We start from the raw sequence: 25,815 nt of genomic DNA, 5'->3' as shown, positions 1-25,815 counted from the left end.
CGCGCCGTGCGAATGGCGTACGTCGCCGAAGGGGTCAAGTCGTAGGCCGCGTACGTGATTTGAGGGCCTGTGGGTGCGATCGCCAGGCGCTCATCCGAGTGTTCGACGGCCGGATGTTCTAGGGGTGGGGCCGCGGTGGGTGCCGGGCGGACGGTTGCGCTCAGCAGCAGTGATGCAGATCACATAAATCAGGGCGGCTTTGCTGTAATGCGAAGGGCACCTGCGGGGTCCTAAAAGCACAGTGGCACAACAGTCCGACCTCCGACCCGCAGGGGAGACAGCCCATGGACATCGCCCTCGAGCAGCCCGCCCGTGCCCGTCTGATCACCGGCGAGGAGCGTGAACTCCCCGTTCCCGCCAAGCTGCGCTACGCCTCCACGGATCCGCTGGCGGTGCACCTCGACTTCCCGGGCGAGGTCTCCCTCGACGGGCAGGGCGCCACCTGGATCTTCGCCCGCACCCTGCTGGAGGCCGGGCTGCGCGGGCCGGCCGGGGACGGGGACGTGCACATCTGGCCGTGCGGGCCTTCGCGCACGGTCGTAGAACTGCACTCGCCGCACGGCATGGCGCTGCTCCAGTTCGACACCCCGGCGCTGCAGCGCTTCCTGCTGCGGACGTATGCGGCGGTCCCGGCCGGGGAGGAGGACCTCGGGGCGGTCGTGGAGCGCGGCCTGAGCGCGCTCTTCGGGGGCGTATGAGGACGTCCGCCGTATGAGGAGGCCACCGGAGCGCCGCCGTGCCTCCTCAACGCTCCGGCGTCAGTACCGCAGCACCCCTGCGATCCCCTGGGCGTCGCCCAGTGTGCCGTCCGGTACGAAGCGGACCTGGGCGCCGGTCTCCAGGCACTGTTCGACGATCTCGTCCACGATGTCCTCGCGGGCGTCGAGCTCGCCGCTCTCGGCCGGGATCAGATGGTCGCCGCCTTCGCCGCGCACCGTGACGCGGTAGTTCTCCTCCACGGCCAGCAGCCGGATGCGGCCCTCGCGGGCGCTGCGCCAGACCTCGTCGACACCGGCCGCGAACGCCTTGTGGCCCATGGCCGATTCGAGTTCTCGCGCCACGGCGTCGGTGTCCTTGCGGGCCTCGGCGGCGATCACTGGCTGGATCGCCTGCCACACCGCCTCGCGCGTGCCGTGCGCGAGCCCACCGTGCGGGATGTGCACGGCGTCCTTGGTGGCGCCGCCGATCTCGTCCAGCAGGGACAGCGCGGCCGGCTCGCCGGTGGCGTACAACGTCCGCGGATCGCGCCGGAGGACCGCGCTCATGGCGGAGTCCGCGTCCTTGAGGAAGTGGCGGGTGTCCTCGTCACGGAACTTGCTCGGACTGTCGCCGATCTGCTCCCGGCGCTCGGGGTCGAAGTTCTCGGCTCTCCTGGTCAGCGGGAAGCCGCCGATCCGGGCCTCGGTGATGCGGTCCAGGCTGCCGTTCCACAGGGTGACGCGGTCCGCGGAGACCGAGAGCACCCAGTAGGGCCGTTCGGCGGCGTGTGCGGAGACGAGATTGCGGGTCAGGAAGGTGTCCGAGAGCACCACGCGCTCGGGCACCGTGCGGGCGAGCGACCACACCTGGTGCTCACCCGGGGCGGCGAAGATCACCAGGCCGTCCTCGGCATAGGTGAGATCGACCTCGGCGAGGGCCTGGTCGAGCTGCCGCTCGACTTCCGTCCGCCGCTCACGGGTGACCGACGGATCGGCTTCCAGCTGCTTCTTGGCCGCGGCCACGACATTGCGCAGCCGGACCTGGTCCTGGGCCCGGTAGGGCTCTCGGCGATGGGTGGGCGTCAGCACGGACACGGCCGGATAGGGGCGCGGGCGCCGCAGCTCGGTGAGGGTCGTGGGACTGAGTGCGTGCTCCATAACAGCACGATAGGACCGATTCGCCGATCGGGCATTAGGGGCAATCCCGTGCATCGTCACGGCCCTACTCCCGGTCGTCCTCAGGCCCGCAGGAGCTGCCGTCGGCCGGCAGCGTGCCGTAGAGCAAGAACGCGTCGACCTTGCGGTGCACGCACTTGGAGGAGGCGTATCCGGTGTGGCCGCTGCTCCTGTTGTCCAGGACCACGGCCGGGGAGCCGAGCCGCTTCGCCGTCTCCACGGTCCAGCGGTACGGCGTCGCCGGGTCGCCGCGGGTGCCCACCAGGAGCATCTTCGGCGTGTGCAGGTCCTTCACCTCGTCGCGGATGTAGTCCGTGCCCTTGGGGCGGCCGTAGCACATCAGCACCCCGGTGAGCCGGTAGGGTCCGAAGACCGGCGACGCCTGCTCGTACTCGGTGCGCAGCCGGTCGAGATCGCCGATGATCCGCTGCGCCGGCGGACGGTCGGGGTCGTCCGCGCAGTTGATCGCCATCAGCGCCGCGGGAGCGTTGTCGAGCGGTATGTCCTCTTCGTCGACGAGACCGCCGTCGGGGTCCTCGGTCTCCTCCCGGCCGGTGGCCGCGGCCCCGCCGGACGCGAAGGTCTCGACGGCGTGCGTGTCGCCGTCCTCGACCAGGGAGGCGAGCGCCCGCTCCAGGGAGGGCCACAACTCCTCGCTGTAGAGCGCCTGTCCGATGGCGCCGACCAGATCCTGTCCGGTGAAGGGCTCGCCGAACGCCGACGGCACCGGATCCTCGTCCAGCGAGTCGATGAGCCGTACGACCTGCTTCCTGGCCTCGCGTGGATCCTGGCCGAACGGGCAGGCGATGTCCTTCACGCACCAGTTGATGAACTCCTCCAGCGCCTTCTGCTGGCCCTGGGCGCCCGCCACGCCCTGCTCGGTCAGCGGTTCGGTCAGCGTGTCCACGCCGTCGAGCACCAGCCGGCCGACCTTCTCGGGGAACTGGGCGGCGTACACCGCGCCGAGCCGTGTGCCGTAGGAGAAGCCCAGGTAGTTGAGCTTCTTGTCACCGAGGGCCTGGCGCATCACGTCCATGTCGCGCGCGGCGTTGACCGTGCCGATGTGGGGCAGCACGGGCCCGGAGTGCCGGGCGCACGCGTCGGCCGCCTGCTTCACGTGTTCGAGGACGGTCTGCGGGTCGCGGCCGAGGTCCGTGCCGTCGTCCGACAGATCGACGTTCTCCTCGCCGTCCCCGCAGCTGACCGGCGAGGACCTGCCGACGCCGCGCGGGTCGAAGGTCACGATGTCGTAGCCGTCCGTCAGCTCCATGAAGTCCTTGCCGCCGACGGCGAATTCGGGGATGCCGGCGCCGCCGGGCCCGCCGAAGTTGAGCAGCACCGAGCCCCGCTTGTCGCCCGTGGCCCGGTAGCGGGCGAGCGCCAGATCGAGGGTCCCCGCCTTGGGGTGGGCGTAGTCGAGGGGAACGGTGACCTTGCCGCACTGCAGGTCCTTCGGCAGTCCCTCGCCCGGGCACTTCCCCCAGGTGACCTTCTGCTTGTAGAAGCGGGTGAGGTCGGTCTCGGCGTTGCGCGTGGCCGTCGGCAGACCGGTGCCGAGCAGGACCACTCCGACCGCGCCGGTGACCGCGCAGCGCCGCAGCATGGGCCGCGTTGACAGCTTTGCCGGCATCGATGCCTCCAGGGACGCCCGTCGCGGACCGGGATACGGCGTCCTCGATCACGATAAGCGGGCCCCGGAGCGCACGCCCGTGGACGTGCGGGGCCGTCCGGGCCGCCGTATCCTGCGCCCCTTGCGTGACTATCGGGCGTTTTTGCCACTAGTTCGACAAGCGTGCCACTCGATGGGGTGAAAGGCCGATAAGCCATAACTCGAATGGTTCGTCTGCGTTTTATCCGGTGCGGGCGAGGGCCCGCGACCATGTCTGGAAGGCAGGGAACCTATGAAACGGGTTACCCGAAACGGTGTGATCGCCTTCGCCGCCACCGGCGCGATGGCTGTGGCGGTGCCGGTGTCCGCGGCTTTCGCGGCGCACGCGGCTTCCGCGGCGGACGGTGCCGCGGCCGACTCGCCGGGGCTGCTCTCCGGGAACACCATCCAGCTCCCGGTGCACGCCCCCGTGAACGTGTGCGGGAACACCGTGAACGTGGTGGGGCTGCTCAACCCCGCCGCGGGCAACACGTGCGCCAACAAGGACGGTGGAGGCAAGCCCGGCACCGCGTCGCACCACGGCGCCTCGGCCGAAGGGAGCGGAAAGGATTCACCGGGCGTCGTGTCCGGCAATGTCGTACAACTGCCCGTGCACCTCCCGGTGAACGTCAGCGGGAACACGGTGAACGTGGTCGGCGTCGGCAACCCGGCGACCGGCAACGAGTCGGTCAACGGCCCCGGCGACAGCCCTTCGGCGAAGCCGGCGCCCAAGCCGTCCGAGCCGCGCACCCACCCACCGCGGCCGAAGACGGCGCCGCCCGCCGTCGTCCCCCAGGGGCCCGAGGCCTCCCTCGCCCACACGGGAGCGGACCGGACCCTCGGCGCCGCGGCGGGCGGCACGGTTCTCCTGCTGGGCGGGGCCGTCCTGTACCGGCGCTTCCGCCCACAGGCGGTGCGCTGACCCCGCGTCGGCACGAGCGGCACGGAAGGCCCCACCGGGCGGTCGCGCGGTGGGGCCTTCGCCACACGAACGCCCGTCCGGACATGTCCCCTTGTGTGGCAACGGCTTGATCATGCCGTGACGCCCTCCCGGACGATCCGAAAGGATGCTGCGGGCACGGTCGATCACCGTGCGCACGCAGAACCCGACGGAACGGAGCACACCCATGGCCTTTTCGGCCCCCGAAGACCTCGTCGTCACCCAGGCCGGCCTCGACGACTGGCCGGTCGTCCGAGCCTGGGCCGTCGACGAGGGCTGGAACCCGGGAGTCGCCGACAGCGCGGCCTTCTTCGCGCAGGACCCACAGGGCTTCTTCATCGGCCGGATCGACGGCGAGCCCGTCTCGGCGATCTCCGTCGTCAACTACGGCTCCGACTACGCCTTCCTGGGCTGGTATCTGGTCCGCCCCGACGCACGCGGCCGTGGCTTCGGCCTCACCACGTGGAAGACAGCGCTGGCGCACGCGGAGAACCGCACGGTGGGCCTCGACGGCGTCGTCGCCCAGCAGGACAACTACCGCCGCTCCGGCTTCGAACTCGCCCACCGCACCTTCCGGTTCACCGGAGCGGCGCCCGCCGGCGAGACTCCCGCGGACGTGCGGCCGGCAGGGCCCGGGGACCTGGCGGACATCACCGCGTACGACAGCGCCTGCACCCCCGCCGACCGTCCCCGCTTCCTCGCGCACTGGCTCACCGGCCCCGGGCACCACACCCTGGTCCGCCGCGACGGCGACCGCGTCACCGGCTACGGCGTGATCCGCCCCGGCCACGACTGCCCGCGCATCGGCCCGCTCTTCGCCGACACCACCGAGGACGCACGGGCCCTGTTCGCCGCCCTGACCACCGAGGCGGTCGGCCGCGAGGTCGCCATCGACGTCCCCGAGACCAACACGGCGGCCGTCGCCCTCGCCGAGGAGGCCGGCCTCACGCCCTCCTTCGAAACGGCCCGCATGTACACGGGCCCGGTACGGCCCTACGCCCAGGAGCGCGTCTTCGGCGTCACCACCCTGGAACTGGGTTAGCGCTTGCGCCCCGTCAGCAGCACCATCCCGGAGTCCCCGTAGTCCGGCAGCGTCGGGTCGGTGTCGATGTGGGTGACCGCCAGCTCTTGGGTCAGCGGCGTGAAGACGGCCGTGACGGTGTCCGGGTCGACCGGGCAGCCCGGCCAGCGTGAGGCGGGGCCGATGCGGTAGGTCGGCATGTTCTCCATGAAGGCCGCCACCAGGTACCCGCCCGGGGCCACGCACCGGACGAACGCCCGGCAGAACTCGGCGAATTCGGCCCGGTCCTCGGTGGCGCCCTCGGCGACGAAGTGCATGGACGCCAGGTCGTAGCCGCCGGGCGGCAGTCCGCGGACGTCAGCGTGGACGACGTTCACATGGGCCAGGGCTCCGGCCAGGGTGGCGGGAAGAGCGGGGTTGAGCCGGCGGCACAGCGCGTGGAACGGCAGCCAGCTCCCGTCGGGCTCGACCAGGATCTGCCGTTCCAGATAGGCGACGTTGCCGGCCCCCGCCTCCACGGCGTCGATCCGGCGGCTCGCCGCGGCCGCGAGGACGAGGGGGTACAGGTTGGGGCCGGCGCCGAACTCCACCGAGCAGCCGAGGGAATGCGGGGCGAGACGACGGTAGAACGCGGAGTGGTGGGCGATGACGGCAGCGTCGGAGGGATGCACCTCGCGGTAGTTCTCCGCGAGGTAGTCCGCCACCGGCCAGCTGTCCCAGTCCACGTCGTCGTTGTGCGTGATCATCGTCGGCTCAGCTCTTCGGGTGCAGCGGGAAACGCGCGGACAGACGGGTCAGGGTGGCGGTCAGCCGGTCGATGTCGGCGTCGGAGTTGAGCGCCGTGATCTGGATGCGGAAGCCCACCCGGTCGCGGGGCACGAGGGGATAGGCGGCCAGCGTCACGTAGATGCCCTCGTCCCACAGGAACCCCGCGACCGCTTCCAGGTCGGCCGGGTCGGCGAGGGGGATCTCGATGATGGGCAGCCGGTCGGTGTTGAGGGTGCTGACGCCCAGGGCGTCCAGGTGGTCGAGGACGCGGACCGTCCTGCGGTACAGGTCGGCGCGCAGGGCGTCGCCGCGCCGGTCGTTGGCGTCCAGGCCGGCGAGCGCGGTGGCCAGGGACGCCGTCGGCGACGGGCCCGAGTAGAGATAGGGCGCGGCGGCCGTCTTCAGCCTGTTCTTGAGCTCGGTGGGCAGGGCGAGGAACGCCAGCAGCGAGGAGTACGCCTTGGAGAAACCGGCGACGACGATGATCCGGTCGTACGACTCGCCGGTGTGCCGGACCAGGCCGTTGCCGCGCATGCCGTACGGACAGGGCTCGTCGGGACCGCGTTCACCGATGACGCCGAAGCCGTGCGCGTCGTCGACGTACAGCGACGCGTCCCGTTCGCGGCACAACGTGGCGAGCACGGACAGGTCGGCCATGTTGCCGGTCATGCTGTTGACGCCGTCCAGGCAGACCAGGCGAGGGGCACCGGCGGGCACCGCGGCCAGCAGCGCGTCGAGTTCGTCGGGCCGGTCGGCGTGGAAGCGGCGCAGCGTCGCTCCCTGGCCGCGGGCCACGACACAGCCGTCGTAGACCGTCCGGTGCGCGGCCGCCTCGACGAAGACATGTCCCTCGTCGGCCAGAACCGGGATCACCGAGGCATGGATGAGGGTCAGCGTCGGCAGCAGCAGCGTGTCCGGGGCGCCCAGCAGCGCCGCGAGCCGTTCCTCGATCTCCGGATACAGCCGCGGACTGCCCAGCAGCCGCGACCAGCTCGGGTGCGTCCCCCACCGCCGTACGGCCGGACCGATACTGGCGGCGATCTCCGGGTCCCAGTCGAAACCGAGGTAGTTGCAGGAGGCGAAGTCGATCAGCCAGTGGTCCCGGCTGCGGATGTGCCGGCCCCGCACCTCGTCGAGGACGGCGTCGCTCATGGGACTGGTGCGCCGCAGATGGTCGAGGTCCGTCCACCGTGCCTCCCGCCTGCTGCGCAACGGAAGATTCGGGTGGTCGGGCGGCCGTTCCGGGACGCCGGAGCCCGGCGCGAAACGGTTCCCGTCGCGCCGCAGCACCTGCCGGCTCTGCTCCACCGTCATCGGCCGGGCGAACAGGAAGCCCTGCCCGAACCGGCACCCCATGGCCGCGAGGAGATCCCGCTGGGCGGGATCCTCGATCCCCTCGGCGATCACCTGCAGCCCCATGGTGTCGGCGATGCGCACGATGCCCTCGACCAGCGCGACCTGCTGGGCGTCGCGGGTGATGTCGTCGATGAACGACTTGTCGATCTTCAGTACGTCGATGGGAAAGTCCCGCAGATACCGCAGCGAGGAGAATCCGGTGCCGAAGTCGTCGACCGCGATGTGCACGCCCAGTTGCTTGAGGGCCTGCAGCACCGCCTGGATCTGGGCGTCGCGGCGCAGCAGTACCGTTTCGGTGAGCTCCAGCTGCAGCGAGCCGGGCGCGAGGCCCGGTGTCCGCAGTGCCTGGCCGACCTGGTCCACGAACCCGGTGTCACGGAACTGGCGCGCGGACACGTTCACACTGACGTACGGCGGACCGCCCGGCGTGGACAGCCGCTGGAGTCCCGCGATGTCGTGGACCGCGTTCTCGAGCACCCACGACCCGAGCACCGCGATCTGCCCGGTCTCCTCGGCCAGGGCGATGAACTGCTCCGGCGTCACCGGCCGGCGCGGGGCGCGCGGCCAGCGGACCAGCGCCTCGAAGCCGACGACCTCGCCCACGGCGATGTCCACGACGGGCTGGTAGCGCAGTGCGAACTCCTTCCCGCTGACCGCCTGGGCGAGCCGGCTCTGCAGATCGTGCCGCTCGATCATGCGGGTGTGCAGCAGGGGCTGGAAGCGGCGCCACTGCCGCTTGCCCGCCGACTTCGCCGAGTACAGCGCGAGGTCGGCGTGCCCGAGCAGCTCGTCGGCGTCGCTGCTGTCGTGCGCCGTCGCCACCCCCACGCTGGCGGAGACGGTCACCGACTCTCCGCCCAGACTGAACGGCCTGCTCAGGGCCTGAATCACCTGCGCGGCCAGCAGCTCTGCGTCGAGCGGCTCGCGTGCGCCTTCCAGCAGCACGGCGAACTCGTCGCCGCCGAGCCGGGCCGCGGTGTCGGTGCGGCGCAGCATCTGCGACAGCCGGGCGCCGACGTCCCTGAGCAGCCGGTCGCCCGCCGAGTGCCCCAGCGTGTCGTTGACCAGCTTGAAGTCGTCCAGGTCGATGAAGAGCAGACAGGTCAGCGAGGACTCGCGGCGACCGCGCAGCAGGGCACGCTCGATGCGCTCCAGCAGCAGCGTCCGGTTCGGCAGGCCGGTCAGCGAGTCGTGGAAGGCGCGCTCGGTCAGCTCGTGCTCCAGCCGGCGCTGCTCGGTCACGTCCCGCAGGGTGACGACCAGTCCGCCCACGGTGCGCTCGTCCCGGAAGTCGCTGCACCGCACGTCCACCTCGACCCGCCCGTCCGGGTGCCGCACCCACCAGTGGTCGTGGGTGGTCCGCGGCCCGATCTCGCGTACGGCCGCCAGCTGCCGGGCCGCCCGGTGCCGGTCGCGGGGGTCCACCAGCTCCGGCAGCGGCCGCCCGACCAGTTCCGTGCTGCCGAACACGGACGCGGCGGACGGGCTCGCGTACCGGATCGTGTCGTCGTCCTCCAGGATCAGGATGACGTCGGAGGCGTTGCGCACGAGGGTGCGGAAGTACGCCTCGCTCTCCCGGCGGATGATCTCCTGCCGCAGCGTGACGCGTTCCGTGGCGAGGCCGGCGTGCGAGGCGAGGATCTCCAGTGAGCTCCGTGTCTCCCCCAGCCGCGCGGGGGGACCGGCGACCAGCAGCACGCCGGGCATGTCCCCGGCCGGACGGTCGGGCGGCGTCATCGGGCACACCAGGACGGAGGTGAGACCGCTCAGCTCGGCCGTGATGTCGGGGTCCAGGACGTCGGCGTCGACCAGCTCGGCGCGGCGTGGGGCGAGCCCGGCGGCCCGCTCGGCCGGCAGCACCAGGGTGCGGTGGCGGACGGAGGGGCCGAACAGCCGGTCGACGGCCGCCTCGCAGGAGCGAGCGACCTCCTCGTGCCGGATCGCCGACACCAGCGAGGCTCCCGCAGCGCGCAGCGCCAGCTCCCGTTCCACCGCCCGCCGGTGGGCCACGACCATGCCCGCGAGGCGCAGGATGACCAGGAAGAACAGCACACCGGAGAAGGCTGCGATCACCGGCAGTCCGTGCGGTTTCTCCTTGATCCCCTCGTGCAGCAGGATCGCCGGGGCGATGAAGGTGGCCACGGCCAGCATCAGCACCCGGCGCCGCGGCGGGAGCAGGGACTCGCGCACGGGCAGGGACGCGGTCAGCTGCACCATGGAGGGGTGGAGCGCGGCCAGGCCCCACGCCGTGTAGAAGACGATCCACCCCGAGTCGATCAGAGTTCCGGTCTGCCACATGTCGTTGAGCTGCAGGATGCCGTACGCGATGTCGAAGCCGAGCAGCGTCAGCGTGCCGATGACCAGCAGTCCCACCGACCGGTTGTGCCCGGCCAGCGGACCCGGCGTCAGCAGCCGGGCCAGCAGGGCCAGCACCAGCACGTCACCGAGCGGGTAGGCGATGCTGATCGCCCGCTGCTGCCAGGTCAGCCCCTCGATCTCGGTCAGCGGCTGGACCAGGAACACCCACACCGGCAGCGCGAGGCCCGCGGTGAAGATCAGCGCGTCGAGCAGACTGGGCAGGTCGCGGCCCGCCCATCGGTAGCGCACCAGGCCGGACAGGCCGACGGCGAAGAACCCGTAGCAGGCGAGGTACAAGGCGTCCGCGGGAGAGGGGAACGGGTTGGAGGCGTCGAAGTACTCCTCCACCACGTTGTAGTAGGTGTCGCCGGCGATGAAGGACAGCAGACCTGCCGCGAGGAACCACCAGGGCCAGCGGTGGGCGGGGCGGTGCACAGAGGTGCCGGTCAGCACGGCGGCTACACCGGCCAGCCCGATGACGGCCCACGTGGGGGCGAGTACGGCGGGGACCGTCATATAGACGATCGTGGCCAGGGCGACCAACGTGATGTAGGCGGCCATCAGCCGCCGAGCCGGCAGCAAGGGCAAGCGCCTCCTCCCCGCGGAGGAGACCGGGCCGTCCACCTGGTCTGGGTCCACTTCTGATCGTAGGCACCCTGGACCGGCACCTGCATCTTGAGCGGGCAGGAACCCCCGCGGCGCTCGAAATGCCCGCCCGGGTCAGCCCGTTCGCCGGTGGAACCGGAAGTGCAGCGCGCGGACGTCCGCCGCGAGCTCGGGCACCGGCCCCTCCACGGCCACACCGGGCGCGACCTCCTGAACAGGCAGGGTCCGCACCGGTGGGGCGGGCACCGCCCATTCGGCCAGCCACCCGGCCAGCTGCGCCGACGAGGCGACGTACACGATGCGTCCCAGGCCCACCCACGCGTGCGCCGCCGCGCACATCGGGCAGTGCTCGCCGGAGGTGTACACGGTCGCCGCCGCCCGCTCCTCGGGCGTCATATGGGCGGCGGACCAGCGCGCCAGTTCGAACTCGGGGTGCCGGGTGCGGTCGCCCGAGGCGACCCGGTTGTGGTCCTCGGCGAGCACCGACCCGTCCGCCCCCACCAGCACCGACCCGAACGGCTCGTCCCCGGCCTCGAGGGCCTCGGCCGCGAGCTCCACACAGCGGCGCAGATACGTCAGTTCGGCGTCCTTCACGACCATGGCGTACGGCTCTCCTCGCGACGTGATCTCTCCCCGGGCACCCTATGATCGCGCGACCGCGACCGGCCAAGATGTCGTTGACCGGTAAAGCGGTTGCCGCGGCCCCCGGCCGGTGCTGGAGTGAACCCATGGATCATGCCGCGATACTCGCCCTGTACGACCGGGACATGCGCGAAGGCGCACAGCCGGACAGCCCGGACGCCAGGGTGGAGCGGACCGGGCGCGTGGTCCGGCAGGTCTCCTCCGCACGCGGATGGAACGGCGTCGTGTGGTCCGACCTGGACGAGACGAGCGCCGAGGCCGAGATCGCCGAGCAGATCGCCCACTTCACCGGCCTCGGCCGCGAGTTCGAGTGGAAGCTCTACGGGCACGACCTGCCGGTGGACCTCGGACGGCGGCTCAGGGACGCCGGGTTCACGGCCCAGCCCGAGGAGACCCTGATGATCGGCGAGGTGGCCGGTCTCACCCTGGACGCCGAGCCGCCGGAGGGCATCCGCATCCTCCCGGTGACCGACGCGCAAGGGGTCGACCTGGTGGCCGAGGTGCACGAGAAGGCGTTCGGCACCGACAGCTCCCGGATGCGCCACCAACTGCTCGCCCGCCTCGCGGCCGGCCCGGACACCGTGGTCGCCGTGGTCGCGCTGGCCGGCGACACACCGGTGAGCGCCGCCCGCATGGAGCTGGTGCCCGGCACCCGGTTCGCCGGACTGTGGGGCGGCGGCACCGTCGAGGCCTGGCGCGGTCGGGGCATCTACCGCGCTCTGGTCGCCCACCGGGCCCGCGCGGCCGTGGACCGCGGCTACCGGTACCTCCAGGTCGACGCCATGAGCACCAGCCGCCCGATCCTGGAGCGGCTCGGCTTCGCGCCGTTGACGACCACGACGCCGTACGTCCACGTGCCGTAGCGCGCGCCCACCGTCTCGGCGCCCGGGGTCACGTGACCGACCGCCTGCCGACGGTTTCGGAGGTCATGTCCGGTACGCGGCGGGGCAGTTCGGGCCGGACGCCCGCGTGCCCCACGGTCCGCTACGGACTTGCCGCGCTGCGGGCCACCGTGGGACACGCGTGACGTCCCGTGCACGCCGTCACGCCTTGCTGTCCGCCCGGACCTCAAGACGTCAGCGGCGTGCCTTCGACCGGTCCAGTGCCGCCACGCCCAGTGCGGCGAGGCCGATCTGGATGAGCCACTCGATCCAGTCGACGCCGCCGGTGTCGGCCACGTCGAGGCCGGCCGCGAGTGCCGAACCGAGCAGCGCGGCCACGATGCCGACGAGGATCGTCCACAGGACTCCGATGCGCTGACGGCCCGGAACCACCAGACGTCCCAGCACACCAATGATGATGCCGATAACAATGGCACTGATGATGCCCGAGATCTCCATTTCGTCCCTCTTCCTCCTGTCCCCGCATGGTTCGGGTTCCCCCTGGGCGCAGGGACAGTCGGTTCCGCTTCAGCCGGTGGTCGGCAGCGAGCCGTCGGCGGCCCCGCCTGAACCCCACCCGGTGGCGGCCACCACCTCCGCCGCGATGTCGATCACGGCACGGCCGTCGGTCACCACGCGCAGCACGTCCGCCGGTGACCGCTCGTCCAGCAGGCGTGCCTTGCGGGCGCTGCTCCTGACCTCCTGTTCCAGCTCGGAGCCGAGCTCACGCCCGAACAGCCGCCGCTCGGCGGTCTCGTCGGTGGCGGTGAGCAGAACCCGTACCAGCCGTACGTCGTCCCCCATGGCCCGGCGGAACATGGGCGTGGCCTCGTCGAGCACGCTGACGGTGTTCGTGTAGACGAGGCGCCGGTATCCGAGCCCGGCGTAGTTCTCCCACACGGCGGCCAGGTTGCGTTCCGTGATGCCGGCCCGGTGTGCGTCGCCGTCCGGGGCCGGATGGACGGCACCCATGAAGTCGCCGTCGATCACGGCGTGCGCGATCCGTGCGGCGCGCAGCCGGGCCGACACCTCCCAGCCCACCGTGGTCTTGCCGACCCCGGCCCGTCCTCCGATGAGCAGTACCTCCGCGTGATCCATGGGGGCAGCGTGCCCGGGTGGGGGCATGCTTGGCGAGAGGTTTTGGCTCGGGCTCGTCCCGATCGGCGGAGGTGTGGATGCAGGAGCGGGTGCTCGGCGGCGGAGCCGTCAACGGGGTCGTGAGGGTCGGGACGACCGTGCGACGTACACCGCACGAACGTTCCGGATATGTAAGGGAGTTGCTCGCGTTCTTCGAGGGCCGGGAGTGGGAAGGGGCCCCGCGGTACATCGGGTCCGACGAGCGGGGACGGGAGGTGTTCGGATACCTCGACGGGCGAGCCGCGCTCACCCCCCGCGAGAGGGCGGCGGCGTGCACCGATGAGGGGCTCGTGCGGATCGCCCGACTCGTCCGCGCGTTCCACGACATGACACACGGAACTCCGCTGGCGGGCGACCGGGACGTCGTATGTCACAACGACCTCGCCCCGAAGAACACGGTCTATGCGCTGGACGGCGCCGACTGGTGGCCGACGGCCTTCATCGACTGGGACATGGCCGCACCCGGCGAGCGCGTCCACGACCTCGCCCATGTGTGCTGGCAGTACCTGGATCTCGGGCCGGGTGTCACCGACGTGACCGAGGCGGCCCGGCGGATCGCGCTCGTCTGTGACGCCTACGGTCCGGGCGGCGGCGCTGAGGGGATCGTCGACGTGGTCCTGTGGTGGCAGGACCGCTGCTGGAGGGGGATCGAGGCCGGCGCGGCGCGCGGTGAGCCCGCCATGGTCGGGCTCCGGGAACGCGGGGCCGCGCGGGAGGTGCGGGACGCCTACGCATGGGTCGCCGAACACCGGCGCGAACTGGGGGTGTTCCTGGCCTGACGCCGCGCGGGGGGCCGTGGCGTCAGCGCGTGCCGGCCGCGTCCGGACCCGGCGTCTCGTCGACCCATGAAGTCAGCCGGCCGTCCGGCCGCAGGGCGAGGTGCAGCCCGTTGCTCTCGCCGTAGGCGGCGCGGTCGTCCGCGACGAGTGTGCCGAGCCGTACGCCGTTCGCCGAGAGGTCGGCCTCGTAGTGGTCGGCGGTGAGCCGGTACAGGTTCGCCGTCGTCACCCCGTCCGCCAGCGTCGCCGTGGCGACCAGCATGCGCTGTACGACCGGCCTGGGCTCCGGGCGCGGCTCGGCCCGCTCCACCCAGGACGTCACTTCGCCGTCCGGGTGGAGCGTGATGTGCAGCCCGTTGTTCAGGCCGCGTGCGGCCCTGCCCTCCGCGTACAGGGTGCCGTACAGGACACCCCTGGCCCAGATCTCCGCCTCGTACCGCTCTTCGCCGACCTTGTGGACCTTCGCCTGGCTGACCTTGTCCGCGAGCGTCACCGTCTGCACGTGAGTCGTTCCTTCGGTGGGGTTCGTTCCTCCACGTTCGACGCTATGGGCCGTCCGTTAAGGAACCCCGTACGTCATGTAACAGCTGAATGGCACATATGGCTCAAAACGGATCGGCGGCCGTGACAGTGGCGCGAGAAGGCCGGTCCGCGAGGGCGCGGACCGGCCGGCGTGGCTTCCTCTCGGGTGTGCTCCTACGGCCTGGTGGTGCTCCGTGCAGCCGTACCGGCGCACATCAGCCCCAGGATCACGGCCAGACCGCCGATGATGACGTTGTTCAGGATGACTCCCGCGTCCGGGCTGTCGCCGACGACCCACGGGGCGATGATCATCCAGATACCCGTCGCGCAGAAGGCCCAGCTGAGGCCGTACATGCGCTCCGGAGCCCGGGTGAACCCGAGGGCCAGCAGGCCGATCGCGATCCCCACGATCAGGTTGTGGGGCACGAGCGGGGGCTGGCTGGTGGTGTAGTGGAGTATCCACGGGGACACCGCACAGTACAGACCGAGCAGGAAGACCGGTCCGTCCAAGAGCGTCACGTCGCGACCGCCGAGCATGCGGGCGTAGCGTTCCCGCATTTCGGATACATCAGGGTGGGCGGTTATGTCACCCCTGGTGGGCTGCACGTTGGCCATGACTCGTCTCCTTTGACTCGCAGGCCTGACCGCATCTGGTGCGGTGTGCGGTTGGCGCGCCTAGGGTCATTCTGCGCTTATTTCTTCTTTATGTGTAGAGCTCGACGGGTTCATGACGATGTAAGCGGAGCCGGTCTCCGAAAGTTTCTCCGGGGACCGCGTGCGGGGTGTCGATCCGGGGGCGGGCCGTTCGTGTAGGAGGTGAGAGACCGCGACGAAGGCCCGAGGAGGCCGTCATGAAGTACTACCTGCTCAATGTGATGCAGCCCGTCGCCGAACCGCCCGCCCCGGACGTCCTCGGTGAGATCGAGAAGAGGCTCGACGCCCTGAACCGGGAGCTGCGCGAGGCGGGCGCCTGGGTCTTCGCCGGGGGACTGCACGGCCCGGAGTCCTCCACGGTGCTCCGGCCCCGGGACGGCGACGTCCTGGTCACCGACGGTCCGTACGCCGAGGGCAAGGAGATGCTGGGCGGCATCAGCCTGATCAAGGCACCCGACCTGGACGCCGCCCTCGCATGGGGCCGCAAGCTGGCCCTGGCGACCACTCTGCCGATCGAGGTCCGGCCGTTCATGGGCGAAGCCGGGGACTGATGGCGGCCATGGACGTCGAAGGCGTCTTCCGTGCGGAGTACGGCCGCGCGGTCGCCGTCCTCGTCCGCTTCCTCGGCGACATCGACCTCGCCGAGGAAGCGGTCCAGGACGCCTTCACCACGGCCGTGCGGAGCTGGCCGGAGACCGGCGTGCCGCCGAGCCCGGCCGGGTGGATCATCACCACCGCCCGCAACCGGGCGGTCGACCGGCTGCGCCGCGAGGCCAAGCGCGACGAACGCCACGCCCAGGCGGCCCTGCTGCAGGCCCCCGACGCACCGCCCGAGGAGGGCCCCGTGTCCGACGACCGGCTCCGGCTCATCTTCACCTGCTGCCATCCGGCCCTCGCCCTGCAGGCCCGGGTCGCCCTGACCCTGCGCCTGCTCGGCGGGCTCACCACCGCCCAGATCGCGCGGGCCTTCCTGGTGCCCGAGCCGACCATGGCCCAGCGTCTCGTACGGGCCAAGGCGAAGATCCGCAACGCCGGGATCCCCTACCGGGTGCCCCGCGACGCAGACCTGCCCGAGCGGCTGACGGCCGTACTCGCCGTCGTCTACCTGATCTTCAACCAGGGGTACGACGGTGAGGCGGGCCTGTGCGAGGAGGCCGTACGCCTCGGACGCCTGCTGGCCGAGCTCATGCCGGACGAACCCGAGGCCATGGGGCTGCTCGCGCTGATGCTGCTGGTCGAGTCGCGCCGGGACGCCCGCCACGGCGAGCACGGCGACTTCGTGCCGCTGCCCGAGCAGGACCGCGACCGGTGGGACCGGGCACTGATCGCCGAGGGGCAGGGGCTCGTCCGACGCTGTCTGCGCAGGAACCGGCCGGGGCCGTACCAGATCCAGGCCGCCATCCAGGCCGTGCACAGCGACGCGCCGACCGCCGACGCCACCGATTGGGTGCAGATCCTGCAGCTGTACGACCAGCTCATGGCCATCGCCCCCAGCCCGGTCGTGGCCCTGAACCGGGCGGTCGCCGTCGCCGAGGTCGAGGGCCCGAGGCCCGCCCTCGGCCTCGTGGACGCCCTGGACCTCGACGGATACCACGTCTTCCATGCCGTCCGCGCGGACCTCTTGCGCCGGCTCGGACAGGACACGGAGGCGCTGCGGGCGTACCGGGCGGCCATCGACCTCACCGAAGGCCCGGCCGAGCGCGCCTTCCTCCGGCGGCGCATGGCGACCCTCACACGCTGAGCGCCTTGCCGACGTGGCCACGGGGGTGGTGTGGCCGGGTACAGGTCAGGAGCGGGCCGCGTCGAGGCCGAGCTCGGTGAGGACGTCGAAATCCATGCCGTCCGCGCGGGCGAGGTAGATGCGCTGCTTGAGGTGGCTGCCCCTGAGCCGCAGCAGTCCGCGCGGCCCCTCGTACGACACCGACTCCGCCGCCGCGCCGATGGCGCCGACGTCCAGCGTCCGGGCCCTGGCGACGAGCGCGGCGAGCAGCAGCACACCCTCGTAACACGATTCGCCGAGGCTCCCCGGCTCCGGCGCCTCGATGCCGTACCTGCCGGCGTACCGGCCCTGGAAGTCGAGGGTGTCCTGGTTGGCGAGCGAGGCGAAGAACCCGGCGGTGCTGTACAGGTCGGCCGTCGCCGTGGGCCCGCTGGCCACCAGCATGTTCTCGTCCATGAGCGTGCTCAGCCGCAGGCAGCGCTGGTCGAGGCCGGCGGCGGCGAAGGCCCGGTTGAAGCGGACGGCGTCGTTGCCCACCAGCAGCATCAGGACGGCGTCCGCCTCCGACTGCTCGATCCGCCGCAGCACCCCGTCGAAGTCGTGTGTGCCGAGCGGCACATACGCCTGCCCGCAGACGACGCCCCAGGACTCGCGCGCGTACCCGCACGCGGCCCGCGCGGTGCGGCGCGGCCAGACGTAGTCGTTGCCCACGACGAACCACCGGCGCACCGTGCGCTCGCGGGCCAGCAGCCGCATCGCGGGCCGCAGTTGGTCGTCGGGTGTCTCGCCGGCCAGGAAGACGCCGGTCGTGTCCTCCCCGCCTTCGTACAACGCCGTGTACACGTACGGCACGCGGGGTGCGATGCGCGGGGCGAGTGCCCGGCGGACGGAGGAGATGTGCCAGCCGGTGACGCCCTGGACGACGCCCAGCTCCACCAGAGCCGCCACCCGGTCGGCGATCTCGCGGGGCTCGCCGCCGCCGTCCACCGGCAGCAGCCGCAGCTCCTTGCCGAGCACGCCGCCCGCGCGATTGACTTCCTCCGCGGCGAGCTGTGCGCACAGCTCGCAGGCCGGGCCGAAGATGCCCGCGGAGCCCTGCATGGGGAACACGAGGGCGACGCTGAGCACGGAGTCGTCGACGGTGAACCAGTCGAGCGGAGAGGGGTCGAGCTGGAACATGCGGTCATGATTCCGGGTCCCCTCGGTGAACTCCAGCCCCGTCTCGCGGTCCGGGCGGTGGGGAAGTGACGGCCGCCGACAGCCCTTCGGTGACACGCCGACGACCTTGGGCGAAGCGGCACTTGTACGATGACGGCACCCAGGGACCGAGGAGCAGGATGCCCACGCCACCTCCGCGTCAGCCCCAGGACCTGATGCAGCTGCTGACGCGCGCGGAACGACTGGCCGCGCGCAGGCTGCAAGGTGTCCTCGACGAGCACGGCTGCTCGCTCGACGCCTGGCGGGTGCTCGCCCAGCTCGCCGACGGCGAGGGCCACTCCATGACGGCGGTCGCCGAAGCGGCCTTCCTGCCGCCGGCGACGCTCACCAAGCTGGTCGACCACCTCGTCGAGCAGAACCTCGTGCACCGGCGCGTCGATCCGCTGGACCGGCGTCGCGTCCTCGCCTTCCTCACGCCGCGCGGGGAGACCTACTGGCGGCGGATCGGCCGCGACGTTCGCGCCAAGTGGCCGGTGGTGAGCGACGGTGACGACGAAATGCTGCGCGGGCTGCTGGAGAGGATGATCGGGGCGCTCGAAGGGGCGGCGAGGACCGCCACCTGACCGCGCGTCCGGTCACCCGCCCGGTTCCCCATCGTTCGGTATTCCGGCCGGGTTGACTGGTCTACACCCTTGACTGGTACAGACCAACGCGGTTGAGTGTGCCTTCACACCCCCCACCACGGCCGCCCCCAACGCCGTGGCCGACCCTGTCGGCGCGTGCGCACAAGGCTCCGCTCCGCCCTGCCCTTGTCCGGGAGCGGCCGTGCTCCGCAGAGGAGTTGATCCTGTGTCGAGGCGCCGTACAGCCGCAGTCCTGTCCTCGCTCGTCCTGGGCAGCGCCGCCCTGGTGCTCCAGCCGGCACCGAGCGCGTCCGCCGCCGGCTTCGTCGTGAGCGAGTCGCAGTTCAACCAGATGTTCCCGAACCGGAACTCCTTCTACACCTACAGCGGCCTCACCGCCGCCCTCAGCGCCTACCCCGGCTTCGCCACCACCGGCAGCGACACGGTGAAGAAGCAGGAGGCGGCCGCCTTCCTCGCCAACGTCAACCACGAGACCGGCGGCCTGGTCCACATCGTCGAGCAGAACCAGGCCAACTACCCCCACTACTGCGACTGGAGCCGGCCCTACGGCTGTCCGGCCGGCCAGGCCGCGTACTACGGACGCGGCCCCATCCAGCTGTCCTGGAACTTCAACTACAAGGCCGCCGGCGACGCCCTCGGCATCGACCTGCTCAACAACCCCTGGCGCGTGCAGAACGAAGCGGCCGTCGCCTGGAAGACCGGCCTGTGGTACTGGAACACCCAGACCGGCCCCGGCACCATGACCCCCCACAACGCCATGGTCAACAGCGCCGGCTTCGGCCAGACCATCCGCAGCATCAACGGCTCCCTGGAATGCGACGGCAAGAACCCGGCCCAGGTGCAGAGCCGCGTCGACGCCTACCAGCGGTTCACGCAGATCCTCGGCGTCTCCCCGGGTGGCAACCTCTACTGCTGACGTCCGGGCGACCGGCTGCGGCCGGTCGCCCACGCCCTGCCGGACGTACGCCGTGCCGCCGTGGCCGGCCCGCCAGGAGGCCGACTTCACCCACCCCGCCTTCCGCTTCCACGCCGAGCGGGTCATCCGCAGGATCGTCGAACGGTACGCCGACCATCCGGCGATCATTCTCTGGCAGGTCGGCAACCAACCCGGCCTGCACCTCTTCCACCACCACGGCGTCTTCCAGCGCTTCATGGACCACCTGCGCGAGAAGTACGGGGCGTTGCCGTCCGGGCTCCACAGGTCGGCCCACGGCAGGCCGGCATCGTCCGCGAGTACGCCGGCGTGGCCGACGACGAACTCTCCTACCAGACCGCCGACTGGATGTTCTCCTCCCGCCAGCAGCCGTTCCTCGTCACCGAGACCAACGCCCAGTCCATCGGCTTCGCCTGGGACAACCGCCTCGGCTACGACGGCCAGTGGCGCCAGGCCGCCTGGGCGCACGTGGCGCGCGGTCCGCGGATGATCGAGTACTGGCAGTGGCAGACCTTGCGCTTCGGCGCGGAGACCTACTGGAGCGGTGTCCTTCCGCACAGCGGCCCGGCCCGGCCGTACGTACGCCGAACTCGCCCGCCCGGGCGCCGAGTTCGACAAGGCGGGCCCGCTCGTGGCCGGGATCGAACCGGACGCCGATCTCGCGATGGTCTACTCGACGCCGAGCAAGTGGCTGATGCAGAAGTACCCGCCCCTCGCGACCCCGGACGGGCGGCCGGGACCCGGCGGCGTACCACCGCATCTTCGACCCGTTCTATCGCGGTGCCTTCGAGGCGGGCCGCCAGGTACGGATCGTGCATGCCCGGCAGCTGCCCCACACGACGCCGGAGGCGGCCGTACGGCGTCACCCGGTCCTGATGGCCCCGGCGCGCTGTACCTCGCCGACGACGCGACCCTCGACTGGCGAGGCGCGGGCACGGCTGGAACCGGCGCCGGGGCGGCTGGCCGACGTGGCGGGTGGCCCGCTCGACCTGCCGGAGGGCGGTACGGCGACGGGGACGCACTGGATCGAGTGCCTGAACGTGATCGACGCCGAAGTGCTCGCCGAGTACGACCACCCGCTCTTCGGCCGCTGGGCCGCGGCCGCCACCCGCCGCCACGGCGCGGGCCGCGTCACCTGCGTCGGCACCGTGCCCGGCCGCACCCCCGCCCGCGCGCCGGCCGCATGGCCTGCACCCACCGCCTGCCACGGCTGGGGTGACCTCCCGGCATCCGTGACCGTGACGACCGGCACCTCCGGTGACGGCCGCCGTGTCCATGTCGTCCACAACTGGAGCTGGGATCCGGTCAGAGTCGTCGCCCCGGTGGAGCTGACCGACGTCCTGGGCGACGACGGGGTCCCCGCGGGGACCGAGCTGGAACTCGGCGCCTGGGACGTACGCGTGTTCGCGTGACGTTCACCGCCGTTCCACGGCCACCTTCAGCGGTGCCCTGAAGGACAACAGGCCGAGCATCGGTGGCTCCACCGCCTCTGCCGCAGGCAGAACGTCCGGGAGGGCGTGGGCCGCCGCCCGAAGGGCCACCGCCGCCTCCGTGCGGGCCAGAGACGCGCCGGGGCAGCGGTGGCGGCCGACGCCGAAGGCCAGGTGGTGGCGGATGTTCTCCCGGTACGGGCACATCTGTTCCGGCTGCGGGAAGACCTCCGGGTCGGAGCCGCTGCCCATGAGCATCAGCAGAAGTTGTGCACCCGCCGGCAGGGTCACCCCGCCCAGTTCCGTGGCCTGCGCGGTGACTCTCCGCCAGGTGGTCACCGGCGGTTCGCGCCGCAGGATCTCCTCCACCCATGCCTCGGCCAGTCCGGCTTCCCCGGCCGCACGCGGCCACAGGCCGGACTCGGTCAGCGCCCGGAGCAGCACCGTGGCGATGAGCTGCCCGGTGGTGGACTGCCCGGCGACGAAGACGAAGAAGCACGCGCCGACCGCGGTCCCGGTGTCCAGCGGCCTGCCGTCCGGCAGGCGGTGGCGGGCCAGCGCCCCGATGAACGAGTCGGCGGGAGCCGTACCGCTGCGCACGGTCTCGGTGAGCCACTGATGGAACGCCGCGACGGGCTCTGCCAGCTCCAGTTGCCGTTCGACGGCGGGCCTGCCCCAGAACAGTTCGAGCGCGGCATCGCTCCAGCGGATGAGCGTGGCCGGGTCGACGCCCCGGATGCCGAGCAGCTCCATCAGCACCCTGCACGGCAGGATCTGGGCGAACGAGGTGAACAGGTCGCAATCGCCGGTCGCGTCGAGCTGCGACCGCACCCCGTCGAGCAGTTCACCGGCGATGCGCTCGATCACCGGTACGGCGGCCTCGACACGCCGCGCGTTGAAGAACCGCGTGACCACCCGGCGCAGGCCGGCATGGCTTGCGGTGCCGTTGTTGGCGAGCGCGGGCGGCAGGGTGAAGCCGGCCCGGACGAGGATCCGCAACACGGGGACGGGCAGCGGGGTGACGGCGTCCTGGGCGTTGTCCGGAAGGAAGGCCTCCGGGGCCAGCAGCACCTGGCGTATGTCCTCGTGGCGGCTGACCAGCCACAGGCCCGTCACGGGGTCGTGATGCACGGGAGCTTCGGACCGCAGGCGGTCCAGCCAGGGGTGGGGGTCCCGGACGTAGGGATCGCCGAACAGGTCGAGCAGACCGAGCGAATCGCGGGCGTCGGCGGATCCGGAGCCGGCCGCCGGACCGCCCTCCGTCGCTCCGCTGCCGGGTGCGCGTGTGTCCAGAGCCGGGAAAATCACGGCGGGACGCTAACACGCACCAGGCGCAGCTCAGCGGGGGTGTGCGCGGCATCACTCGATCACCGTCCGGGTTCCGGACGACGGCGCGCCGCGCGTCCTCGACGTAACACTCCTGACGGAGGCTCATGAACGGCCTCCGGCCTCATCAGCGACTCGCCGCGGCGTGACTTCCTGCCGTTCCGTCGGGATCGCGGGCGGGGCCGGAGTGCTCTACTCCGCGATGGGCGCCCTGGGCCTCGCGCCGGTGCCGGACGTACGGGCCGCGGCATACCGGCCGCCCCGACCGATGTCGACAGGCGTGCACCGACCGCGTCGTTCTCCGAGGGCCAGTACATCAACGCGGGTCCAGCCCCGCCCCGAAGCCACCGCCGCTCGCCGACAAGGCCCGCCCGGCGCGGGCCACGACGGAGGTCGCCTCACCGGCCGTCGAGGGCCGGCTCGTCGAGGTCGAGGTCACCGCGGCGTACAAGCACGCTGACCGGCGGCCGCCCACGAAGCACTGGCCGCCGGACCCCCGACGGTCCCGCGGCCGCGGACGTCACTCGGTGCCGCGCAGGGCGGACCAAGTGGCGTGGCCCACGATGCCGTCGGCGTCCAGCCCCTTGTCGCTCTGGAAGAGTCGGACCGCGGCCTCCGTTCCGGGGCCGAAGTCTCCGTCCGTGCCGGTGCTCCCCACGCTGTATCCGCGCTTCGTCAGCATGCACTGCACCTGCAGTACGCGTTTGCCGCTGTCGCCCTGACGCGTACGCCCGCTGCCGGAGTAGTGCGTGCACTCGGAGATCCAGGGCGGGGCCGTGGGCTCGGCGGGCGGCGCGCCGCTCGGGGACGACGACACATCGGCGGGAGCGCCGGGCTCGACAACGGAAGCGGAAGGAGCTTCCGTCGGCGGGCCCGCGCCGGGGGAGGGAGACACACCGGGGTGTGCGGCGTGGCTCTCGGGGACCGCGGCGCCGTCGACACTCTTGCCGGATCCGGATCCGGATCCGGACGTCGCGTCTGAGGCCCCTGGCGCCGGCGGGGCGGCGGCACCGGCGGGAAAGGTGGCGCCGGTCGTCGCGCCGGCCTCCGGGGAGGAGGCGGTCGAGGGGGCGTCCTGACGGGTGAGGAGGAAGACACCCGCGGCCACCGCGCAGACAGTGATGCCCGTGGCGACGGCCAGCGCACCCCTCTTCCGGGCCCACGGGCGGGCAACTCCCGGACGTAACGGCGTCGGCGGTCCGCCGGCGGAAGGACCCGTCCCCTCCACCGGCGGCCCGGAGCCGGCCGCCGCAGACCCGCTCGCCCGCTCGGTCGGCAGCGGCGGCACCGCCTTCGGCCGGTCGTGCGGAGAGCCCGGGTGTGCCGCGTGTTCGACGGGGAGGCGGCGCAGTGCCTCGTACGCCTGCTGCCGGGCCAGCACTCTGCCGCGCAGTGGCTCGGGCCAGACGGATGTCCCGGTGTGTGCCCCGGCCGCGTCGATCAGGTCCTGCGGCGTGGCCCGCCGCCCGGGCTCCTTCACCAGGCAGGCGGACAGCAGTGAGCCGAGCGCCGGGTCGGCCGCCGATATTTCAGCGATCAATTCCGGATTCGGTTCCTCGAACGCCACGCGGTGCATGACGTCGACCCCTGTGCCGTCGCCGAACGGAGCACGCCCCGTCGCGGCGTAGACCAGCGTCCCGGCCAGGGAGAAGACGTCCGACGCCGTGTCGCACATGCCCGTTCTGAGGTGTTCCGGCGACATGTAGGCCGGGGTTCCCACCCGGTTGCCGGTGCCGGTGAGCGCACTCGCGTCCACGGCCTTCGACAGACCGAAGTCGATCACGTGAGTGCCCCGGACGGACAGCAGGACGTTGGACGGCTTCAGATCCCGGTGCACGATCCCCGCGGCGGCGAGATCGGCAAGCGCCCGCCCCAGGTCTGCCACCAGCCGCCAGACCGCGGCGATCCCCAGGGCGCCGCCCTCGCGTACGGCGTCCGCCAGATCGAGCCCCGGGAGGTACTCGGTGGCCATCCACAGCAGTTCGTCCTGGAATCCCGTGCCGCACAGTCTCGGCGTGTGCGCCGTGCGAACCCGGGCGTGCACCGACGCCTCACGCTCGAACCGGCGCCGGAACCCGGCGTCGTCCGCGTACTCCGGCCTGATCACCTTCGCCGCGACCGGATCGGTGCTGCCGTCGGCGGGACGTGCGAGATAGACCCGTCCCATGCCGCCGCTGCCCAGCAGTGCCAGCGGCACATAGGGGCCGATGCGGGCCGGGTCGCCGACGCGCAGGGGAGAGGCGCCGGTCTGCCGCAGCACGGCAGCCGCACTCGGCGCTGAGTCCGGTGGCACCGGCCGCTGTTGTGACACCGCTCTCCCGAAGTGACTTTCGACGTACATCAGTTCGCTCACAAGGGAGGACGAGGCTAACCCAGCCCGGGCGTGTGGTCAGGGCTTCGATGATTTCAGCCGACGCGTCACGCGGGATGGCTCAATGCCGCCGTCCTCGATGGTGACGGCACGCGTTCCGTGTCGTGTGCGAGACTCCGCCGATGACCTCGCAGACGATCACCGCGGATGCCGCGGGCACCTGGAAACTGGGCGACCTGTCCGTGCGCCGCGTCGGCTTCGGCGCGATGCGGCTGACCGGCAGCGCCGCCTTCCATCACGGGACGCCGAGCGACCGTGAGCGCTCGATCGCCGTACTGCACAAGGCGACCGAGCTCGGCGTGAACCACATCGACACGGCCGCCTTCTACTTCTCCCCCATCCGCTCGGCCAACGAACTCATCAACAGCGCGCTGGCGCCGTACGCGGACGACCTGGTCATCGCCACGAAGGTCGGCCCCTTCCGCGACTACGACGGGGAGTGGGGCACCTCGGCGCGTCCCGACCAACTGCGCGGCCATGTCGAGGAGAACCTGCGCCAACTCGGCCGCGACCACCTGGACGTCGTCTATCTGCGCCGCATGCGGCAGGACTCCATCGCCGAGCACTTCGGCGCGCTGGCCGAGCTGCGCGAGGCGGGCCTGATCCGGCACCTCGGCATCTCCGCCGTGGAGCCACGGCATCTCGCACAGGCGCAGGCCATCGCGCCCGTCGTGTGCGTGCAGAACCGGTACGCGCTCGACCGGCCCGATCCCGAGGCGGACGAACTCCTGCGCCTGTGCGGTGAGCAGGGCATCGCCTTCGTGCCGTTCTACGCCGTGGCCGGTGAGGCCGGTGAGCGGGGCGCGACCGCCGCCCACGAGGAGGAGGTCCTCGCGGTCGCCCGGGCGCACGGCGCGAGCCCCGCCCAGGTCCGCATCGCCTGGACCCTGCACCAGGGCCCGCACGTCCTCGCCATCCCCGGCACCGGCAACCCCGGCCACCTCGTCGAGAACGTGGCCGCGGGCGCGCTCCGCCTCACCGAGGACGAGCTGGCCCGGCTCGACGCGGCGCGCCGGCACACCGGTTGAGCCGGGCCCCTGCCTGAT

The 25,815-nt window shown here is 71.8% G+C and carries 25 protein-coding genes; 13 read left to right on the top strand and 12 right to left on the bottom strand.

Annotation, left to right across the window (positions count from 1 at the left end; translation table 11 throughout):
- Positions 1-284: 284 nt before the first annotated feature.
- Positions 285-698: an SsgA family sporulation/cell division regulator gene (locus tag ACIBU0_RS32145; RefSeq protein ID WP_398825445.1), complete on the top strand. Its 414-nt coding sequence runs from the start codon at positions 285-287 to the stop codon at positions 696-698.
- A 60-nt stretch (positions 699-758) separates the two neighbouring features.
- On the opposite strand, the gene ACIBU0_RS32140 is transcribed toward ACIBU0_RS32145, so the two are convergent.
- Both ACIBU0_RS32140 and ACIBU0_RS32135 read right to left on the bottom strand, forming a co-directional pair.
- Complete coding sequence (locus ACIBU0_RS32140) at positions 759-1,856, bottom strand: chemotaxis protein (RefSeq protein WP_398825443.1); 1,098 nt, start codon at positions 1,854-1,856, stop codon at positions 759-761.
- A 64-nt stretch (positions 1,857-1,920) separates the two neighbouring features.
- Positions 1,921-3,504, bottom strand: coding sequence for an alpha/beta hydrolase (locus ACIBU0_RS32135; RefSeq protein WP_398825441.1), 1,584 nt, complete (start codon positions 3,502-3,504; stop codon positions 1,921-1,923).
- A gap of 271 nt (positions 3,505-3,775) precedes the next feature.
- Here ACIBU0_RS32135 and ACIBU0_RS32130 point away from each other — a divergent pair, with 271 nt between their 5' ends.
- Positions 3,776-4,444, top strand: a complete 669-nt coding sequence (locus ACIBU0_RS32130; protein ID WP_398825439.1) for a chaplin family protein — start codon at positions 3,776-3,778, stop codon at positions 4,442-4,444.
- Between the two features lie 205 nt (positions 4,445-4,649).
- Positions 4,650-5,504 carry a GNAT family N-acetyltransferase gene (locus ACIBU0_RS32125; RefSeq protein WP_398825437.1) on the top strand — a complete coding sequence of 285 codons (855 nt, stop codon included), beginning with the start codon at positions 4,650-4,652 and terminating at the stop codon, positions 5,502-5,504.
- Here the strand turns inward: ACIBU0_RS32125 and ACIBU0_RS32120 are convergent.
- From ACIBU0_RS32120 to ACIBU0_RS32110, 3 genes are all read right to left on the bottom strand, one after another.
- Complete coding sequence (locus ACIBU0_RS32120) at positions 5,501-6,229, bottom strand: class I SAM-dependent methyltransferase (RefSeq protein ID WP_398825435.1); 729 nt, start codon at positions 6,227-6,229, stop codon at positions 5,501-5,503. The genes ACIBU0_RS32125 and ACIBU0_RS32120 overlap by 4 nt on opposite strands.
- A gap of 7 nt (positions 6,230-6,236) precedes the next feature.
- Complete coding sequence (locus ACIBU0_RS32115; protein WP_398825937.1) at positions 6,237-10,526, bottom strand: aminotransferase class I/II-fold pyridoxal phosphate-dependent enzyme; 4,290 nt, start codon at positions 10,524-10,526, stop codon at positions 6,237-6,239.
- Between the two features lie 159 nt (positions 10,527-10,685).
- Positions 10,686-11,171 (bottom strand): nucleoside deaminase, encoded by a 486-nt coding sequence (locus ACIBU0_RS32110; protein WP_398825433.1) that lies wholly within the window; start codon positions 11,169-11,171, stop codon positions 10,686-10,688.
- Positions 11,172-11,299: 128 nt separating this feature from the next.
- On the opposite strand from ACIBU0_RS32110, the gene ACIBU0_RS32105 reads away from it, so the two are divergent.
- Entirely contained in the window at positions 11,300-12,076 is a 777-nt protein-coding gene (locus ACIBU0_RS32105; RefSeq protein WP_398825432.1) for a GNAT family N-acetyltransferase, read from the top strand.
- Between the two features lie 213 nt (positions 12,077-12,289).
- On the opposite strand, the gene ACIBU0_RS32100 is transcribed toward ACIBU0_RS32105, so the two are convergent.
- Positions 12,290-12,553: a GlsB/YeaQ/YmgE family stress response membrane protein gene (locus ACIBU0_RS32100; protein WP_398825430.1), complete on the bottom strand. Its 264-nt coding sequence runs from the start codon at positions 12,551-12,553 to the stop codon at positions 12,290-12,292.
- Between the two features lie 69 nt (positions 12,554-12,622).
- The gene (locus ACIBU0_RS32095) at positions 12,623-13,192 is read right to left on the bottom strand and encodes a hypothetical protein (RefSeq protein ID WP_398825429.1); all 570 of its coding nucleotides are present in this window, start codon (positions 13,190-13,192) and stop codon (positions 12,623-12,625) included.
- A gap of 77 nt (positions 13,193-13,269) precedes the next feature.
- Between ACIBU0_RS32095 and ACIBU0_RS32090 the strand changes: the two genes are divergently transcribed.
- Positions 13,270-14,010 carry a phosphotransferase gene (locus tag ACIBU0_RS32090; protein ID WP_398825428.1) on the top strand — a complete coding sequence of 247 codons (741 nt, stop codon included), beginning with the start codon at positions 13,270-13,272 and terminating at the stop codon, positions 14,008-14,010.
- A 22-nt stretch (positions 14,011-14,032) separates the two neighbouring features.
- On the opposite strand, the gene ACIBU0_RS32085 is transcribed toward ACIBU0_RS32090, so the two are convergent.
- Positions 14,033-14,512 carry a hypothetical protein gene (locus ACIBU0_RS32085; protein WP_398825426.1) on the bottom strand — a complete coding sequence of 160 codons (480 nt, stop codon included), beginning with the start codon at positions 14,510-14,512 and terminating at the stop codon, positions 14,033-14,035.
- Between the two features lie 194 nt (positions 14,513-14,706).
- A complete protein-coding gene (locus ACIBU0_RS32080) occupies positions 14,707-15,147 on the bottom strand; it encodes an SPW repeat protein (protein ID WP_398825424.1) in 441 nt (146 codons plus the stop codon).
- A 236-nt stretch (positions 15,148-15,383) separates the two neighbouring features.
- On the opposite strand from ACIBU0_RS32080, the gene ACIBU0_RS32075 reads away from it, so the two are divergent.
- Positions 15,384-15,737 carry a YciI family protein gene (locus tag ACIBU0_RS32075; RefSeq protein WP_398825422.1) on the top strand — a complete coding sequence of 118 codons (354 nt, stop codon included), beginning with the start codon at positions 15,384-15,386 and terminating at the stop codon, positions 15,735-15,737.
- An 8-nt stretch (positions 15,738-15,745) separates the two neighbouring features.
- Positions 15,746-16,927, top strand: a complete 1,182-nt coding sequence (locus ACIBU0_RS32070; RefSeq protein ID WP_398825420.1) for an RNA polymerase sigma factor — start codon at positions 15,746-15,748, stop codon at positions 16,925-16,927.
- 45 nt (positions 16,928-16,972) lie between these two features.
- Here the strand turns inward: ACIBU0_RS32070 and ACIBU0_RS32065 are convergent, their stop codons facing one another.
- Positions 16,973-18,085: a substrate-binding domain-containing protein gene (locus tag ACIBU0_RS32065; protein ID WP_398825418.1), complete on the bottom strand. Its 1,113-nt coding sequence runs from the start codon at positions 18,083-18,085 to the stop codon at positions 16,973-16,975.
- Positions 18,086-18,243: 158 nt separating this feature from the next.
- Here ACIBU0_RS32065 and ACIBU0_RS32060 point away from each other — a divergent pair, with 158 nt between their 5' ends.
- From ACIBU0_RS32060 to ACIBU0_RS32040, 5 genes are all read left to right on the top strand, one after another.
- Complete coding sequence (locus ACIBU0_RS32060) at positions 18,244-18,687, top strand: MarR family winged helix-turn-helix transcriptional regulator (RefSeq protein WP_398825416.1); 444 nt, start codon at positions 18,244-18,246, stop codon at positions 18,685-18,687.
- A 226-nt stretch (positions 18,688-18,913) separates the two neighbouring features.
- Positions 18,914-19,624 carry a chitinase gene (locus ACIBU0_RS32055; RefSeq protein WP_398825414.1) on the top strand — a complete coding sequence of 237 codons (711 nt, stop codon included), beginning with the start codon at positions 18,914-18,916 and terminating at the stop codon, positions 19,622-19,624.
- Positions 19,605-20,132 carry a beta-galactosidase gene (locus tag ACIBU0_RS32050; RefSeq protein WP_398825413.1) on the top strand — a complete coding sequence of 176 codons (528 nt, stop codon included), beginning with the start codon at positions 19,605-19,607 and terminating at the stop codon, positions 20,130-20,132. The genes ACIBU0_RS32055 and ACIBU0_RS32050 overlap by 20 nt, the downstream gene beginning before the upstream one ends.
- The gene (locus tag ACIBU0_RS32045) at positions 20,045-20,518 is read left to right on the top strand and encodes a beta-galactosidase (RefSeq protein ID WP_398825934.1); all 474 of its coding nucleotides are present in this window, start codon (positions 20,045-20,047) and stop codon (positions 20,516-20,518) included. The genes ACIBU0_RS32050 and ACIBU0_RS32045 overlap by 88 nt, the downstream gene beginning before the upstream one ends.
- Entirely contained in the window at positions 20,455-21,054 is a 600-nt protein-coding gene (locus ACIBU0_RS32040) for a hypothetical protein (RefSeq protein ID WP_398825411.1), read from the top strand. The genes ACIBU0_RS32045 and ACIBU0_RS32040 overlap by 64 nt, the downstream gene beginning before the upstream one ends.
- Before the next feature lie 3 nt (positions 21,055-21,057).
- On the opposite strand, the gene ACIBU0_RS32035 is transcribed toward ACIBU0_RS32040, so the two are convergent.
- Positions 21,058-22,380, bottom strand: coding sequence for a cytochrome P450 (locus ACIBU0_RS32035; RefSeq protein WP_398825409.1), 1,323 nt, complete (start codon positions 22,378-22,380; stop codon positions 21,058-21,060).
- Between the two features lie 538 nt (positions 22,381-22,918).
- A complete protein-coding gene (locus tag ACIBU0_RS32030) occupies positions 22,919-24,739 on the bottom strand; it encodes a protein kinase (RefSeq protein ID WP_398825931.1) in 1,821 nt (606 codons plus the stop codon).
- Positions 24,740-24,891: 152 nt separating this feature from the next.
- Here ACIBU0_RS32030 and ACIBU0_RS32025 point away from each other — a divergent pair, with 152 nt between their 5' ends.
- Positions 24,892-25,797, top strand: coding sequence for an aldo/keto reductase (locus ACIBU0_RS32025; RefSeq protein WP_398825407.1), 906 nt, complete (start codon positions 24,892-24,894; stop codon positions 25,795-25,797).
- Positions 25,798-25,815: the final 18 nt, after the last annotated feature.

It is taken from the genome of Streptomyces sp. NPDC049627, assembly GCF_044465645.1.
Taxonomy (GTDB): domain Bacteria; phylum Actinomycetota; class Actinomycetes; order Streptomycetales; family Streptomycetaceae; genus Streptomyces.
This window is presented reverse-complemented; position numbering and strand designations above follow the sequence as displayed.

Excerpts from the sequence above, each read along its gene's own strand:
- ACIBU0_RS32080 (WP_398825424.1), bottom strand. The coding sequence starts at position 15,147 with ATGGCCAACGTGCAGCCCACCAGGGGTGACATAACCGCCCACCCTGAT.
- ACIBU0_RS32030 (WP_398825931.1), bottom strand. The coding sequence starts at position 24,739 with ATGTACGTCGAAAGTCACTTCGGGAGAGCGGTGTCACAACAGCGGCCG.
- ACIBU0_RS32075 (WP_398825422.1), top strand. The coding sequence starts at position 15,384 with ATGAAGTACTACCTGCTCAATGTGATGCAGCCCGTCGCCGAACCGCCC.
- ACIBU0_RS32125 (WP_398825437.1), top strand. The coding sequence starts at position 4,650 with ATGGCCTTTTCGGCCCCCGAAGACCTCGTCGTCACCCAGGCCGGCCTC.
- ACIBU0_RS32090 (WP_398825428.1), top strand. The coding sequence starts at position 13,270 with ATGCAGGAGCGGGTGCTCGGCGGCGGAGCCGTCAACGGGGTCGTGAGG.
- ACIBU0_RS32095 (WP_398825429.1), bottom strand. The coding sequence starts at position 13,192 with ATGGATCACGCGGAGGTACTGCTCATCGGAGGACGGGCCGGGGTCGGC.
- ACIBU0_RS32065 (WP_398825418.1), bottom strand. The coding sequence starts at position 18,085 with ATGTTCCAGCTCGACCCCTCTCCGCTCGACTGGTTCACCGTCGACGAC.
- ACIBU0_RS32110 (WP_398825433.1), bottom strand. The coding sequence starts at position 11,171 with ATGGTCGTGAAGGACGCCGAACTGACGTATCTGCGCCGCTGTGTGGAG.
- ACIBU0_RS32025 (WP_398825407.1), top strand. The coding sequence starts at position 24,892 with ATGACCTCGCAGACGATCACCGCGGATGCCGCGGGCACCTGGAAACTG.
- ACIBU0_RS32140 (WP_398825443.1), bottom strand. The coding sequence starts at position 1,856 with ATGGAGCACGCACTCAGTCCCACGACCCTCACCGAGCTGCGGCGCCCG.
- ACIBU0_RS32070 (WP_398825420.1), top strand. The coding sequence starts at position 15,746 with ATGGACGTCGAAGGCGTCTTCCGTGCGGAGTACGGCCGCGCGGTCGCC.
- ACIBU0_RS32100 (WP_398825430.1), bottom strand. The coding sequence starts at position 12,553 with ATGGAGATCTCGGGCATCATCAGTGCCATTGTTATCGGCATCATCATT.
- ACIBU0_RS32145 (WP_398825445.1), top strand. The coding sequence starts at position 285 with ATGGACATCGCCCTCGAGCAGCCCGCCCGTGCCCGTCTGATCACCGGC.
- ACIBU0_RS32115 (WP_398825937.1), bottom strand. The coding sequence starts at position 10,526 with ATGGCCGCCTACATCACGTTGGTCGCCCTGGCCACGATCGTCTATATG.
- ACIBU0_RS32130 (WP_398825439.1), top strand. The coding sequence starts at position 3,776 with ATGAAACGGGTTACCCGAAACGGTGTGATCGCCTTCGCCGCCACCGGC.
- ACIBU0_RS32135 (WP_398825441.1), bottom strand. The coding sequence starts at position 3,504 with ATGCCGGCAAAGCTGTCAACGCGGCCCATGCTGCGGCGCTGCGCGGTC.
- ACIBU0_RS32120 (WP_398825435.1), bottom strand. The coding sequence starts at position 6,229 with ATGATCACGCACAACGACGACGTGGACTGGGACAGCTGGCCGGTGGCG.
- ACIBU0_RS32060 (WP_398825416.1), top strand. The coding sequence starts at position 18,244 with ATGCCCACGCCACCTCCGCGTCAGCCCCAGGACCTGATGCAGCTGCTG.
- ACIBU0_RS32105 (WP_398825432.1), top strand. The coding sequence starts at position 11,300 with ATGGATCATGCCGCGATACTCGCCCTGTACGACCGGGACATGCGCGAA.